General features: G+C 69.8%; 12 protein-coding genes. 5 read left to right on the top strand and 7 right to left on the bottom strand.

All coding sequences use genetic code 11. From position 1 onward, the window contains the following. Positions 1 to 23: 23 nt before the first annotated feature. Together BLS95_RS55715 and BLS95_RS17250 are read left to right on the top strand one after the other, a co-directional pair. Positions 24 to 1,781: a hypothetical protein gene (locus tag BLS95_RS55715; RefSeq protein WP_176993235.1), complete on the top strand. Its 1,758-nt coding sequence runs from the start codon at positions 24 to 26 to the stop codon at positions 1,779 to 1,781. Between the two features lie 100 nt (positions 1,782 to 1,881). Then, positions 1,882 to 3,225, top strand: a complete 1,344-nt coding sequence (locus BLS95_RS17250) for a hypothetical protein (RefSeq protein ID WP_090932342.1) — start codon at positions 1,882 to 1,884, stop codon at positions 3,223 to 3,225. 63 nt (positions 3,226 to 3,288) lie between these two features. Here BLS95_RS17250 and BLS95_RS17245 read toward each other — a convergent pair whose 3' ends face one another. The 7 genes from BLS95_RS17245 to BLS95_RS17215 all read right to left on the bottom strand — a co-directional run bounded on the left by BLS95_RS17245 (position 3,289) and on the right by BLS95_RS17215 (position 10,649). Further along, entirely contained in the window at positions 3,289 to 4,041 is a 753-nt protein-coding gene (locus BLS95_RS17245; protein ID WP_090932340.1) for a succinate dehydrogenase/fumarate reductase iron-sulfur subunit, read from the bottom strand. Beyond that, positions 4,038 to 5,942 (bottom strand): fumarate reductase/succinate dehydrogenase flavoprotein subunit, encoded by a 1,905-nt coding sequence (locus BLS95_RS17240; protein WP_090932338.1) that lies wholly within the window; start codon positions 5,940 to 5,942, stop codon positions 4,038 to 4,040. Before BLS95_RS17240 ends, BLS95_RS17245 begins: the two co-directional genes overlap by 4 nt. Before the next feature lie 12 nt (positions 5,943 to 5,954). Further along, the gene (locus tag BLS95_RS17235) at positions 5,955 to 6,743 is read right to left on the bottom strand and encodes a hypothetical protein (protein ID WP_090932336.1); all 789 of its coding nucleotides are present in this window, start codon (positions 6,741 to 6,743) and stop codon (positions 5,955 to 5,957) included. A 192-nt stretch (positions 6,744 to 6,935) separates the two neighbouring features. Continuing rightward, on the bottom strand, positions 6,936 to 7,385 hold the full coding sequence (locus BLS95_RS17230) for a response regulator (protein WP_090932334.1): 450 nt from the start codon (positions 7,383 to 7,385) through the stop codon (positions 6,936 to 6,938). After that, on the bottom strand, positions 7,378 to 8,559 hold the full coding sequence (locus BLS95_RS17225) for a sensor histidine kinase (protein WP_090932332.1): 1,182 nt from the start codon (positions 8,557 to 8,559) through the stop codon (positions 7,378 to 7,380). Before BLS95_RS17225 ends, BLS95_RS17230 begins: the two co-directional genes overlap by 8 nt. Continuing rightward, positions 8,556 to 9,686, bottom strand: a complete 1,131-nt coding sequence (locus BLS95_RS17220) for a PP2C family protein-serine/threonine phosphatase (protein ID WP_090932331.1) — start codon at positions 9,684 to 9,686, stop codon at positions 8,556 to 8,558. Before BLS95_RS17220 ends, BLS95_RS17225 begins: the two co-directional genes overlap by 4 nt. Positions 9,687 to 9,719: 33 nt before the next feature. After that, positions 9,720 to 10,649, bottom strand: coding sequence for a LysR family transcriptional regulator (locus tag BLS95_RS17215; protein ID WP_090932329.1), 930 nt, complete (start codon positions 10,647 to 10,649; stop codon positions 9,720 to 9,722). Positions 10,650 to 10,784: 135 nt separating this feature from the next. On the opposite strand from BLS95_RS17215, the gene BLS95_RS17210 reads away from it, so the two are divergent. The 3 genes from BLS95_RS17210 to BLS95_RS17200 are packed head-to-tail and all read left to right on the top strand — an operon-like array spanning position 10,785 to position 14,190. Next, on the top strand, positions 10,785 to 11,531 hold the full coding sequence (locus BLS95_RS17210; protein ID WP_090932327.1) for a succinate dehydrogenase cytochrome b subunit: 747 nt from the start codon (positions 10,785 to 10,787) through the stop codon (positions 11,529 to 11,531). Next, positions 11,528 to 13,453, top strand: coding sequence for a fumarate reductase/succinate dehydrogenase flavoprotein subunit (locus BLS95_RS17205; RefSeq protein WP_090932325.1), 1,926 nt, complete (start codon positions 11,528 to 11,530; stop codon positions 13,451 to 13,453). Before BLS95_RS17210 ends, BLS95_RS17205 begins: the two co-directional genes overlap by 4 nt. Further along, positions 13,450 to 14,190 (top strand): succinate dehydrogenase/fumarate reductase iron-sulfur subunit, encoded by a 741-nt coding sequence (locus BLS95_RS17200; protein ID WP_090932323.1) that lies wholly within the window; start codon positions 13,450 to 13,452, stop codon positions 14,188 to 14,190. Before BLS95_RS17205 ends, BLS95_RS17200 begins: the two co-directional genes overlap by 4 nt. The last annotated feature ends 268 nt before the right edge of the window (positions 14,191 to 14,458 follow it).

Below are 14,458 nucleotides of genomic sequence, written 5' to 3'. Positions count from 1 at the left end.
ATGTCGCAGCGGGGGAGTGGGAGATGCATCGTGGATGGGTCGTCGCTGGAGCCCTGATCCTGGCGGCGGTTCCCTCCGTGCCTGTGGCGGCGGCGGGGGTGTCGCTGGTGCTGGAGAAGGTCCAGGGGACCGACGGCACGGGGAAGTGGGTCAGGACCGGGGACGTGCAGCGGTTCCGGGTGCGGCTGAACGGGATGGCGAGGGGAGCCCGGGTGGCCGTGGCCTCCAGTCCGGTGGAGGCACTGGCGGAGGTGGCCTGCGTGCCGTCGCCGACGCGCGCCGCACAGCGCGTCATGAGCCCGAAGGCCGGCGCGGCGGTGGGCAGGGTCGGTGAGGCGGCGGCCGGGGCGTCGGCTCGGGCGCTGGCCGTGCGGGCGCTGACCGTGGCGGGCACGTCCGAGCCCATGAGCACCTTGCCCGGGACGCGGGTGTGCGCCCTGGGGAAGGCGTCCGGTGCGCAGGAGGTGGATGTCACCCTTACCGCGCCGGCGGGGGCCGAGAAAGTGGTGCTCGCGGCGGCGGCCAGGGTGCGCGCTCCCTCGGGTGACGGGCTGACGACCATGAGCAAGTCGGCGGTGAGCCGGGTGCGGGGGGCGGCGGCGACATCCGCCGGAGGCACGGGCGCGACGGCGACTGCCGCCGGCTCGGCCGCGACGGTTGCCGATTCCTCTGGCGAGACGGAGACATCCCCCGGTCAAGCGCCCACGCTCACGCGCGAGGCGGCGACGATCACCGGCCGGGCGGTCCGCGTTCCGACGAAGCACCGCTACGGCGCCCAGGCACACTCCGGGCCGCTCGGCGAGCCGTCCGCCGCCGGGACCGGCGCAGCGGGGGTTGACGCGCAGGGGCGGCAGTCCGGGCCCACCACCGTACGATCGGGCCGCACCCCCAGGGTGGCGGGCGGGATGGTGGCCGGTGGTGTGCCCGAGGTGGCGGGGGGCGGTGGCCTGCGGTTCCCGAACGCCGTGCCGCAGGAGACGATCTCCGGTGCGTCGCAGCAGGCGCTTGCGAGCGCGCCTGAGCAGGCCCGGCCCCGCCTGCCGGCACAGGCACAGCCCGGCACAGCCCCGCAGGCACAGCCCGGCAGGATCGCGCAGGCCCGCTCCGGCGGGGCCCGAGGAACGCGCGCCGGATTGGCCCGAGGAGCGCGCTCCGGGGTGGCCCGAGGGGCGCAGCCTGGCGGGGCGGCAGGGACGCTACCTGGCATGGCAGGGGCGCTGCCAGGGGCGGCAGGGACGCTGCCAGGGATGGCAGGGACGTTGCCTGGCATGGCGGGGACGTCGCCAGGGACGGCGGGCATGCCGCCCGGGGTGGCGGGGACGTTGCCCGAGGCGGTCGGGGTGCCGCCCGGTGGGGCGGTGGGAGCGCTGCCCGGGGCGGTGCCGGGGGTGCAGCCGGGCGGGGCGCCGGCGGTGCAGCCAGGTGGGGCGCCGGCGGTGCAGCCTGGCGGGGTGCCCGGGGTGCAGCCCGAGGCGGGGCCGCAGGGGTTGCTTGGTGGAGTGCAGCCGGTGGTGCCTGGGGCGCCACCTCAGGTGCTCAGCCTGCCGGAGGCCACTGCCGGGGCGGTGCCGTCCACGGGGGAGGAGGCGGTACGGGGAATCGCGCCGTTGCCCTGGGAGGCGGCCGGGAGAGCCAGGCCCATGCGGCCCGTCGCGTGGGTGAGCCCGCTGGAGGGAGGGAAGGGTTTCGTGCTGGCGGCCGGAGGGATCGGGCTGCTCCTAGGCGGGCTCTGGGCGATTGGCACGGTACAACGAGGCCGTAAGGGGCGAAAGGTGTTGTAGTTCAGCCTTTACCGTTACTTTCACCCGACTAGTATTCCCTTGACCATGGTTCTAGGGACTTAGGCGGAGGATTCCGGTGGCACGCAGGCGAGCGACGGCCATGTCCGCAATCGTCCTGGCGCTTGGACTGGCCGGTGCGGGGGTGACGCCCTTCATCATGCAGAGCGCGAGCGCGTCCGCGGCGTACGATCCGGTGCAGCCGTGTGACGTCGGCGAGGTGTGTGACGCCGCGCCGGAGACCACGGTGACCATCACCACGACCACGACGCTGGACACGCCGCCTGCCGAGCAGCCGCAGGACACGCCGGAGACGACGATCACCAAGACCGTCACGGCGAGTCCCACGAAGCGGACCACGTCCCCGAAGCCGACCAGGACCAAGACCAGCACGCCCCCGCCCGTCAGCACGAGCGTCCCGACGCAGAACCTGCAGCCGCTGCCCACGCAGAGCATCGAGGTGCCTCCCACCACCACCTCCTCCTCACCCGAGCCGTCCGTGCAGTTGCCGGCCATCGCGACCACCGAGCCGACGGTGCCCAGCGTGACGCCGAGCGAGACGGAGGCCGCCTCGACCGAGGAGGTCCTGGAGCTGCGCCAGGCGGCGCCGGAGTTCGACCAGCGGACGCTCACGCAGCAGCTCAGCATCCCGGCGCTGGTGCTGGTCCTGCTGGCGCTCTTCGCGGTGCTGATCTTCGAGGGGCGGTTGCGCCGGATGGCCCACGCGGCGGCCGTACGCAAGGCGGGGCCCCAGGCCGGCCGGCCGGACACGCCGCCCGTCGGCGGCGGATACCCCGCGGGTCCCGGGTACGCCACGGCAGGCTTCCCGGCCCCCGGATATCCCGGCGGCACGGCGTACGCGCCGATCATCAGCTTCGTCCCCGTGCAGACCTATCCGAGCGGCCCGGCCCAGTACGGCGCCGTCTACCAGGAGCCGCACCCCTACCCGCACCACGGTTACGCGGACGAGCCGCCGGTGCCGGAGGCTCCGCCGGAGTCGATGGTGCTGCACCCGGACGAGTTCGACTCCTACAACGAGCCGCCGTCGAAGACGCGCGAGTTCCGTGACCCGTTCGAGCCGGTGATCCAGCCCGTGGAGGTCCCGTCGCCGGACATCCCGCCGGGCGGCGCCGACCCGTACGACGACGACCCGGAGCGCCCGCTCGGCGGCCCGGCGGCGGCTTGGGCGGAGCCGGGCGACTCGGAGCCCTGGCAGCAGTCCTCGGGCCGGTCGCTGTTCGAGCCGGCGCCGAAGCCGGGGCAGGACGACGCCCCGCGCGACTACGATCCGCCTCCCTACCTGGCGGCCGACGAGGGGGCGACCGCGATCCAGCCGCTGCCGGCGAAGCAGGACCCGGCCCCGGAGGAGAGCGGCGACGGCGGCAGGGAGCCGACCAAGGAGATGCCGGACTCCACCCGCCGGCGCTGGGGACGCAAGAAGAAGTAGGACGCGAAAAGAGCGGGGACCGGAGTGCCGGTCCCCGCTCTTTTCGCGTTCAGCGAGCCGCCGCTACTTGGCGCGCTTGAAGATCTTGTTGCCCAGCCACACCAGCGGGTCGTACTTGCGGTCCACCACGCGCTCCTTCATCGGGATCAGCGCGTTGTCGGTGATCTTGATGTGCTCGGGGCAGACCTCGGTGCAGCACTTGGTGATGTTGCAGTAGCCGAGCCCGTGCTGCTCCTGGGCGGCCTCCTGGCGGTCGGCCACGTCGTACGGGTGCATGTCCAGCTCGGCGATCCGCATGAGGAAGCGGGGACCGGAGAAGTTGGTCTTGTTCTCCTCGTGGTCGCGGATCACGTGGCAGACGTTGTTGCACATGAAGCACTCGATGCACTTGCGGAACTCCTGCGAGCGCTCGACATCGACCTGCTTCATCCGGTATTCGCCGGGCCTGACCCCCTCCGGCGGCGTGAAGGAGGGGACCTCCCGGGCCTTCTGGTAGTTGTAGGAGACGTCGGTCACGAGGTCCTTGATCACCGGGAAGGTGCGCATCGGCGTGACCGTGATGGTCTCGTCCTCCTCGAAGGTGGACATCCGGGTCATGCAGCCCAGTCGCGGCTTGCCGTTGATCTCCATGCTGCACGAGCCGCACTTGCCCGCCTTGCAGTTCCAGCGCACCGCCAGGTCGGGTGCCTGGGTGGCCTGGAGGCGGTGGATGATGTCGAGGACGACCTCGCCCTCGTTCACCTCGACGGTGAAGTCCTCGAGCTTGCCCTCGCCGCCCTCACCGCGCCAGACCTTGAACTTTGCCTTGTAGCTCATGACTTCTTCGCTATCCCGTCGAACTCGGACATTTCCTCGTCGGTGAGGTATTTCTTCAGCTCGTCCCTGTCGAACAAGGTGATCAGGTCATCGCGCATCGGCGGCTGAAGCTTCTCCTCGACCTGTACGGTCGTGCCGTCCTCGCTGGAGCAGACGAGCAGCTTGCGGCGCCAGCCCGGGTCCATGGCGGGGAAGTCGTCGCGGGTGTGCCCGCCGCGGCTCTCCTCGCGCAGGAGGGCGGCACGCGCCACGCACTCCGACACCAGCACCATGTTGCGCAGGTCGATCGCGAGGTGCCAGCCGGGGTTGTAGATGCGCGAGCCGGCAGCCCCGACCAGGCGCACGCGCTCCCTGAGCTTCTCCACGACGCCCAGGGCCTCGGAGATCTCGCCGGCCTTGCGGATGATGCCGACCAGGTCGTTCATCGTGCGCTGGAGCTCGTGGTGGACCTCGTAGGGGTTCTCGCCGGCCCGGCCCAGCGGTGCCAGCGCCTCCTCGCGCGCCTCCTCGACCGACTCCGGCGCGACCTTGGGCCTGGCCTTGAGCTCGTCCACGTACGCCGCCGCGCCCGCGCCCGCCCGGCGCCCGAACACCAGCAGGTCGGACAGCGAGTTGCCGCCCAGCCGGTTGGAGCCGTGCATGCCGCCGGAGACCTCGCCGGCCGCGAACAGCCCGGGCACGGCCGCCGCGCCGCTGTCGGCGTCCACCTCGACGCCGCCCATGATGTAGTGGCAGGTCGGGCCCACCTGCATGGGTTCGGCGGTGATGTCGACGTCGGCCAGCTCCTTGAACTGGTGGTGCATCGACGGCAGCCGCCGCTTGATCTCCTCGGCGGGCAGCCGGGTGGAGACGTCGAGGAAGACGCCGCCCTGGGGCGAGCCGCGACCGGCCTTCACCTCGGCGTTGATCGCCCTGGCCACCTCGTCACGCGGCAGCAGCTCCGGCGGGCGCCGGTTGTTGGCCTGGTCGGTGTACCAGCGGTCGCCCTCCTCCTCGGAGGTGGCGTACTTGTCCTTGAAGACCTCGGGGATGTAGTCGAACATGAAGCGCTTGCCCTCGGAGTTGCGCAGCACGCCACCGTCGCCGCGGACGGACTCGGTGACGAGGATGCCGCGCACGGACGGCGGCCAGACCATCCCGGTGGGGTGGAACTGGATGAACTCCATGTTGATCAGCTTCGCGCCGGCCATCAGGGCCAGGGCGTGGCCGTCGCCGGTGTACTCCCAGGAGTTGGAGGTGACGACGTACGACTTGCCGATGCCGCCGGTGGCCAGGACCACGGCCGGGGCGTCGAAAAGCACGAAATTTCCGGACTCGCGCCAGTAGGCGAACGCACCGGCGATCCGGTCGCCGTCCTTGAGCAGGCGGGTCACCGTACACTCGGCGAAGACCTTGATGTAGGCCTCGTAGTCGCCGTGCGTCTCGTAGTCCTCCTGCTGGAGCGCCACGACCCGCTGCTGGAGCGTACGGATGAGCTCCAGCCCGGTACGGTCGCCCACGTGCGCGAGCCGCGGATATTCGTGCCCGCCGAAGTTCCGCTGGCTGATCTTGCCGTCCTTGGTGCGGTCGAAGAGCGCGCCCCAGGCCTCCAGCTCGTAGACGCGGTCCGGCGCCTCCTTGGCGTGCAGCTCGGCCATCCGCCAGTTGTTGAGGAACTTGCCGCCGCGCATGGTGTCACGGAAGTGCACCATCCAGTTGTCGTCAGAGTTGACGTTGCCCATCGCCGCCGCGGCGCCGCCCTCGGCCATGACGGTGTGCGCCTTGCCGAACAGCGACTTGCAGATGATCGCCGTCCTCTTGCCCTGCTGGCGGGCCTCGATCGCGGCCCGCAGGCCGGCACCGCCCGCGCCGATGACGATGACGTCGTATTCGTGACGCTCTGTGTTTAGCGAGTTATCCACTGAAGCTGGTCCTTACGCGAACGGAAAGGCGATGATGCCCTTGGCCACCAGTCGGACGTACAGGTCGGCGCCCATGACGGAGAACATCGAGGCCCACGCGAGGGGTTGGTGCTTGGCATTGAGCTTGGACACGAACGTCCAGGCCCGATACCGCAGCGGGTGACGGGAGAAGTGGTTGAGCCTGCCGGCGGTGATGTGCCGGCACGAGTGGCACGACAGCGTGTAGGCGTTGATCAGCACGGCGTTGACGACCAGGATCCAGCTGCCCAGGCCCAGCGGCTTGTGAACCACCGCCAGGACGGCGTCGTAGGCCAGGATGAGCCCGATGACGATGGCGCCGTAGAAGAAGTACCGGTGGATGTTCTGGATGATCAGCGGGAAGCGGCGCTCACCGGTGTACTTGCCGTGCGGCTCCTGCACGGCGCACGCCGGCGGCGACAGCCAGAACGAGCGGTAGTACGACTTGCGGTAGTAATAGCAGGTCAGCCGGAACCCGCCGGGCAGGCCGAGGATCAACAGCCCCGGTGACAGGGTGTACCAGTCGCCGATCGGGGTCCAACCGAAGAGCTGCGCGCCCTCGGGGCAGGCCACGTCGACCAGGCAGGGCGAGGCGAACGGCGCCACGTACGGATCGACGAAGAAGCTGTTGTCGATGATCGCCCACACACCGTAGACGAGGAACAAGCTGAGCCCGAGGAACGTCAGCAGCGGTGTCAGCCACCATCTGTCCGTGCGCAGAGTGCGGACTCTGACTTGGGCACGCTGCCTTCTGACCGGAGCTTCGGGTGTCGTCTGGGTCATCGCGGACCTCTCCACCTCCCGCGGACCCTGCCTCGCAGTCGGTCCGGGTTTTCGTATCGCAGGGCGCGCGCACGGCGTCATCCGCCCAGGCGCGCGTTGGTGGGGCATACGTTACGACGACCGCATCGGGTTTTGTGAGCGGGGTCACTCACAATTTCGATGACCCGCTGTGATTCCTGTCACGTACGCCCGTCAGGCCCCCGATTCCGGAGCCGGGAGCTTCACCACAGTCACAAAGAAATCATCTATTTGCCGGACAACCCGGATAAACTGCTCAAAGTCTACCGGTTTGGACACATAAGCGTTCGCATGCAGCCGGTAACTGTGCAAAATGTCCTCCTCGGCCTCCGATGTGGTCAAGATCACCACCGGGATCGTCCGGAGCGTGGCGTCGGCCTTCACCTCGGCCAGCACCTCCAGGCCGCCCAGCCGGGGCAGATTGAGATCGAGCAGGATGAGGTCCGGGCGTGTCGAGTCCGCGAAGTCGCCCTGCCTGCGCAGGTAGGCCAGCGCCTGCTCGCCGTCGGTGACCACGTGCAGCCGGTTGCGGACCTTGTTGAGGTCGAACGCCTCCTTGGTGAGCAGAATGTCCCCCTGGTCGTCCTCCACCAGGAGCACCTCGATCGGGCGCCATTCATGCATCGTCGTCTCCGGAAGGATCTTCCCCGCCCTCGTGGACGGGGAGCGTGGCCGCGGGCAGCGTCCAGCGGAACGTGGCGCCCGGGCCCGTCGCGGTGCCGTCGAGCCAGAGCCGGCCGCCGTGATACTCGACGATCTTGCGGCACAGGGCCAGGCCGATGCCGGTGCCTGGATAGACGTCGCGCGGATGGAGGCGCTGGAAGATCAGGAAGATGCGTTCGGCGTACTTCGGCTCGACCCCGATGCCGTTGTCCGAGCACGTGAACTCCCACATCTCGCCGTTCCTGGTGACTCCGAGGTGGACGCGGGGCGGGTCGGCGGAGCGGAACTTGATGGCGTTCTCGATCAGGTTCTGGAAGAGCTGGGTGAGCTGCGGCCGGTTGCCGTTGACCAGGGGGAGGTGGTCCCGGGTGACCGTGGCCCCGCTGTCCTCGATCGCGGCCGAGAGGCTCTCCAGGGCGATGTCCAGGGCCTGGCCGGTCTCGGTCAGGCTTCGCTCGCCGGTGATCCGGCCGACCCTGGAGAAGTCGAGCAGGTCGTTGATCAGCTGCTGCATCCGCTTGGCGCCGTCGACCGCGTAGTGGATGTACTGCGTGGCCCGCTCGTCGAGCTGGGAGCCGTAACGCTGCTCCAGCATCTGCGTGAAGCTGGCGACCTTGCGCAGCGGCTCCTGCAGGTCGTGGCTGGCCACGTAGGCGAACTGCTCCAGCTCGCCGTTCGACCTGCGCAGCTCGTCGGCCTGGTCGGCGGCCATGCGCCAGGCCGACACGATGCGGGCGCGCATGGAGTCGATGTGGCTGGACAGCTCGGCCAGCTCCGCCGGCCGGTCGACGTGCAGGGCGTGGTCGAAGTCGCCGGCGGCGACCGTACGGACCTGGTCGGTGAGCTGCGAGATGGGCTTCAGCACGGCGTAGCGGATGATGACGGCCAGTCCGATGCCGCAGGCCAGCAGCACCACGAACAGCACCACCAGCGCCAGGTTCAGCCGTGCGAGCTGCGCGGCCACCTCGGGACGCGGGTTGAGCTCGCGCGTCCGGGCGCTCATGAACATGATGATCGCGACCCCCACCAGGAACGCGGTCCCCGCCACGGCCCCGATGACCAGGAACCAGCGGGCCACCGGCAGCCTGCCGAGGCCGGTGGGCTCCTTGGCCGGGGGCAGCGGGTGGATGCTCATGTCCTTCTCCGCACCAGGACCACGGCGAGGTCGTCGCTCAGCGTGCCGGCGCCGGTGATGAGCCGGTCCAGGTCGATGGTGCCGTGCTCGCGTACGAGGTCGAGCAGGCCGTCCACGCCGAGCAGTTCGTCACTCCCGCCCACGGCCGCCTCGATCAGGCCGTCGGTGTAGAGCATCAGCGACCACTCCTCACCCAGCGGCACGTCGATCACCCGCCACTCGGCGTCGGCGAAGATGCCGAGCGGCGGACCCGACGGCGCGCCGTCGACCACCTCGACGGTGCCCGCGCGCACCAGCACGGGCGGTGGGTGGCCCACCACGTGCATCCTGGCGTGGCACAGGTCGGGGCTGAGGGTGGCCATGCAGAGCGTGGTGAAGATCTCAGGAGCCTGCCGCTCGGCCCGTAGCAGGCTGTCGAGCGTGCGCAGCAGGCGGTCGTCCGTCTGCCCGGCCAGCACCAGCGCGCGCCAGGCGATGCGCAGCGCCACGCCCAGCGCGGCCTCGTCGGGGCCGTGCCCGCAGACGTCGCCGATCACGATGTGCACCGCGCCGTCCGGGGTCTGGACGGTGTCGTAGAAGTCGCCGGCCAGGGTGCCGCCGCTGCCCGGCAGGTAACGGGTCACGTGCTCGATGGAGTCGGTACGCAGCAGCGGGCCGGGCAGCAGGGCGCTCTCCAGCCGGGAGTTCTCCTTGGCCGTCAGCTCCGCCTGGACGAGCCGGAGCTGGGCCTGGTCGGCGCGTTTGCGCTCGATCGCGTACCGGATGGCCCGGGCCAGCAGCCGCGCGTCGATGTCTCCCTTGACCAGGTAGTCCTGTGCGCCGGCCTGCACGGCGGAGACCGCCACGTGCACGTCCCTGAGCCCGGTCAGCACCAGCACGGCCGTGTGCGGGGCCAGCGCCAGCACCTTCTCCAGCGTCTCCAGCCCGCTCGCGTCCGGCAGCGAGAGGTCCACGACCACACACTGGATCTTGGCGGAGAACTGGGCCTCGGCCTCCCGCAGACTGCGCGCCCGGAAGATCCGCGGTGGCGCCTCGGCCTGCTTCAGCAGCTCCTCGACGAGCAGCGCGTCGCCGTCATCATCTTCGATGAGGAGCAGCGTCAGCGTTTCTGAAAGATTTGCCGTCACGACACCTCTCCGGGAAGTCGGTCCGGGTGGTGCTCATTCTGCGATGAGCTCCACCCCTTGGGGAAGCGTGCCCTCATGCCCCGCCTCCACCACAAAAGACAGTAAGGTCTCGCGGAACGCCTGCGCGGCCCTGGTCGGCTCGACGTCCTTGCGGTGGGCCAGCGCGATCGTCCGGGTGAGCCCCGGTGGCGCCAGCGGCGTGCCCGCCAGCCCGGGCCGCCCGTCGAGCACCATCGAGGGCACCACGGCCACGCCCAGCCCCGCCTCCACGAAGCGCAGCACCGCGTCCATCTCCCCGCCCTGCACCGCGAGCGTGGGCTCGAACCCCGCGTGCCGGCACGCCGCCAGCGTCGCCTCCCGCAGGTCGTAGCCGGGCCGGAACATCACCATCTGCCGCCCGCGCAGCTCCCCGATCTCCATGTACGTGCGCTTCGCCGGCGCGTGGGAGGGCGAGACGACCACCAGGTTCTCCTTGAGGATCTCCCGGGTCAGCAGTGAGGGGTCGTCGCTCTGCAGCGGCATGATGATCAACGACAGGTCGAGCTGCCCCCGGGCCAGCGCCCTGACCAGGTCACGCGATCCGCCCTCCTCGACCAGCAGCTCGATGCCCGGGTACGCGCGGTGGAAGCGGGCCAGCGCGTCGGCCAGCAGCCCCGCGCACAACGACGGCGTGGCCCCGAGCCGGACCCGGCCCCGCCTGAGCCCGGCCAGCTCGGCGACCTCCTGCCTGGCGGTGTCGGCGTCGGCCAGCATCCTGCGGGCCAGCGGCAGCAGCGCCTCACCGGCCGCGGTCAGCGTCACGTTGCCGCGCGCCCGGGAGAACAGCGGAGCGCCCAGATCGTCCTCCAGGGCCTTGATCTGCTTGCTGAGCGACGGCTGGGCGACTCTCATGCGCTCGGCCGCCTGCGTGAAATGCCGGGTCTCCGCCACAGAGACAAAGTACGCGAGCTGCTGCAACTGCATGTGATATTCCTCGCACCCCAGGGGCCCGGCCGAGGGCGACCCCCGCCCGTTGCAAGCATCATAGCCGCAGGCTATGGAAACGAGACCTGTGATGACTTGGACGGATCATCCCTGGTTAACCTAGCTTCGGAAGACGTGACTGCCACGATAGAACGCGGTGCCGCCACCGCGCCTGTTACTCCCCCCAGAGCCGCCCCTTCGCGGAAGCGCGGCGGGTTCCTGGGCTCCTCCAACGGTAAGAAAGTTGTGATGGCCGTCACGGGTGCCGTGATGGTGCTCTTCCTGATCGGCCACATGCTGGGCAATCTCAAGATCTTCCTTGGCCGCGACTCCTTCAACGAGTACGCCCACGCGCTGCGTACGCTGGCGGAGCCGCTCGCGCCGTATCGCACTTTGCTGACCATCGTCGAGATCGTGCTCGTGGTCTCGGTCGTCCTGCACATGTGGGCCGCGATCTCGCTGAGCCGCCGGGCCCACCACGCCAGGCCGGTGAAGTACGTGGCCAAGAAGTCCCAGGCCGCCGGCTACGCGACGCACATCATGCGGTTCGGCGGGATCACGATCCTGCTGTTCGTCATCTGGCACCTGCTCGACCTGACCTTCGGCGTGGTGAACCCCAAGGGCTTCGACGCCGCCCCGGCCGACCGGATGGTCGCCGGGTTCGACGCGTCCCGGTGGTGGGTGACGCTGATCTACCTCGTGGCCGTCGTCATGGTCGGGCTGCACCTGCGGCACGGCGTCTGGAGCGCCTTCCAGACCCTCGGCTGGGCCAACCGCTCGCGCAACCGCACCCTGCGCCTCAGCGCCGGGCTGCTGTCGGCGGTGCTGGTGATCGGCTTCCTGGCCCCGCCCCTCGCGATCACGTTCGGAGTTGTGAAGTGAAGTATTCGGAAGGCCCCGAGATCCGGGACACCAAGGCTCCTTCCGGGCCCGTCGAGGAGCGATGGGAGAAGCGCAAGTTCAGCGCGAAGCTGGTGAACCCGGCGAACAAGCGCAAGCTCAACGTCATCGTGGTCGGCACCGGCCTGGCCGGCGGTTCGGCCGCCGCGACGCTGGGCGAGCTCGGCTACAACGTCAAGTCGTTCTGCTACCAGGACTCGCCGCGCCGCGCGCACTCCATCGCCGCGCAGGGCGGGATCAACGCCGCGAAGAACTACCGCGGCGACGGCGACAGCATCTACCGGCTCTTCTACGACACCGTGAAGGGCGGCGACTTCCGCTCCCGCGAGTCGAACGTCTACCGCCTGGCCCAGGTCTCGGTGAACATCATCGACCAGGCCGTGGCGCAGGGGGTGCCGTTCGCCCGCGAGTACGGCGGGCTGCTGGACACGCGGTCGTTCGGCGGGGCCCAGGTCTCGCGTACGTTCTACGCCCGGGGGCAGACGGGGCAGCAGCTGCTGCTGGGGGCCTACCAGGCGCTGGAGCGGCAGGTCGCGGCCGGGACCGTGACCATGCACACCCGGCACGAGATGCTCGACCTGATCGTCGCCGACGGCCGTGCGCGCGGCGTCATCGTGCGCGACATGGTGACCGGAGAGATCGAGCGGCACCTGGCCGACGCCGTGGTGCTGGCCACCGGCGGTTACGGGAACGTGTTCTTCCTGTCCACGAACGCCAAGGGCTGCAACACCACGGCGATCTGGCGGGCGCACGAGCGCGGGGCGTACTTCGCCAACCCCTGTTACACGCAGATCCACCCGACCTGCATCCCGGTCTCCGGCGAGTACCAGTCGAAGCTGACGCTCATGTCGGAGTCGCTGCGCAACGACGGCCGCGTCTGGGTGCCGCTGCGTATGAACGACACGCGGGCCCCCGGGGACATTCCGGACGAGGAACGCGACTACTACCTGGAGCGGATTTATCCCGCTTTCGGGAACCTCGTCCCCCGGGACATCGCCTCCCGTGCCGCCAAGAACGTCTGCGACGAGGGCCGCGGGGTCGGGCCCGGCGGGCTGGGCGTCTATCTCGACTTCCGGGACGCCATCGCCCGGCTCGGGCGCCCGGCGGTGGAGAAGAAGTACGGGAACCTGTTCGAGATGTACGAGCGGATCACCGGCGAGAACCCGTACGACGTGCCGATGCGCATCTACCCGGCCGTGCACTACACGATGGGCGGGCTGTGGGTGGACTACGACCTGCAGTCGACGATCCCGGGCCTGTTCGTCATCGGCGAGGCCAACTTCTCCGACCACGGCGCGAACCGGCTGGGCGCGTCGGCGCTGATGCAGGGGCTGGCCGACGGATATTTCGTGCTTCCCACCACTATTGGCGACTATCTGGCTGCTGGTCCCTTCGGTGACGTGGACGACGAGGCCGTGGCGGAGGCCGAGATCCGGGTCCGTACGAAGATCGACCGGCTGCTGGCCGTGAACGGCACCCGTACCCCCGACTCCTTCCACCGCGAGCTGGGCAAGCTCATGTGGGACTACTGCGGCATGGAGCGCACCGAGGAGTCGCTGCGCAAGGCGCTGGAGCGCATCCCCGAGCTGCGCAAGGAGTTCTGGGAGAACGTCAAGGTGACCGGCACGAACGAGGAGCTGAACCAGGTTCTGGAGAAGGCCGGGCGGGTGGCGGACTTCTTCGACCTGGCCGAGCTCATGTGCCTGGACGCCCTGGTCCGTACGGAGTCCTGCGGCGGCCACTTCCGCGCCGAGTCCCAGGACGCCGACGGCGAGGCACTGCGCGACGACGAGCACTTCGCGCACGTCTCCGCCTGGGAGTACACCGCTTCCGGCGAGCCGGTGCTGCACAAGGAACCGCTCGAGTACGAGTACGTCAAGATGACCCAGCGGAGCTACAAGTGAACCTGACCCTTCGCGTCTGGCGGCAGAGCGGTCGCGACGACGCCGGACGAATGGTGACTTATCAGGTAGAGGATGTCTCTCCGGACATGTCCTTCCTGGAGATGCTGGACGTCCTGAACGAGCGCCTCATCGTCGAGGGCGACGACCCGATCGCCTTCGACCACGACTGCCGCGAGGGCATCTGCGGCATGTGCGGCATGGTCATCAACGGTGTCGCGCACGGTGAACAGCGCGCGACGACGACCTGCCAGCTCCACATGCGCCACTTCGAGGACGGCGCCACGATCACCATCGAACCCTGGCGCGCCGCCCCCTTCCCGGTGGTCAAGGACCTGGTGGTGGACCGCAGCGCGTTCGACCGCATCATCCAGGCGGGCGGCTTCGTCTCCGTCCCCGCCGGCTCCGCCCCGGACGCCCACAGCGTCCCGGTACGCAAGGAGGACGCGGACGCGGCGTTCGACGCGGCGACCTGCATCGGCTGCGGCGCCTGCGTGGCCGCCTGCCCGAACGGCTCCGCCTCCCTGTTCACCGCCGCCAAGATCACCCACCTGGGCCTGCTCCCGCAGGGCCAGCCCGAACGCCTCTCCCGGGCCAAGGCCATGGTGGACCAGATGGACGCGGAGGGCTTCGGCGGCTGCACCAACACGGGCGAATGCACAGCGGTGTGCCCGAAGGGCATCCCCCTGGACGCGATCGCCCAGATGAACAGCGATTACCTGAAAGCCAACACCAAGTAGGCGGACCGCCCTATACCCACCCCGCACAAAGGGCTTCCCAACGGAGCGCTTCGCGCGGGGTGGCTCAGGCTGTCCTTGATCGAGGCGCCTCACGGCGCAACCCCCGCGCCTGCGGCGCCATCGGTCCCACCCGTTGCCCACCTGGATTGTGGGCCGCCCGATGCCCACCCTGCACAAAGGGCTTCGCAAGGAGCGCTTCGCGCGGGTGGGCTCAGGCTGTCTCATTCAGGCGCCTCCGGCGCACCCCTCGCCCTTGGCGTCTCGCAAA

The organism is Nonomuraea jiangxiensis (assembly GCF_900099965.1).
In the GTDB taxonomy this organism is placed as follows: Bacteria; Actinomycetota; Actinomycetes; order Streptosporangiales; family Streptosporangiaceae; genus Nonomuraea; species Nonomuraea jiangxiensis.
The sequence above is the reverse complement of the archived record's forward strand: the minus strand, read 5'-3'. Positions and strand labels throughout refer to the sequence as shown.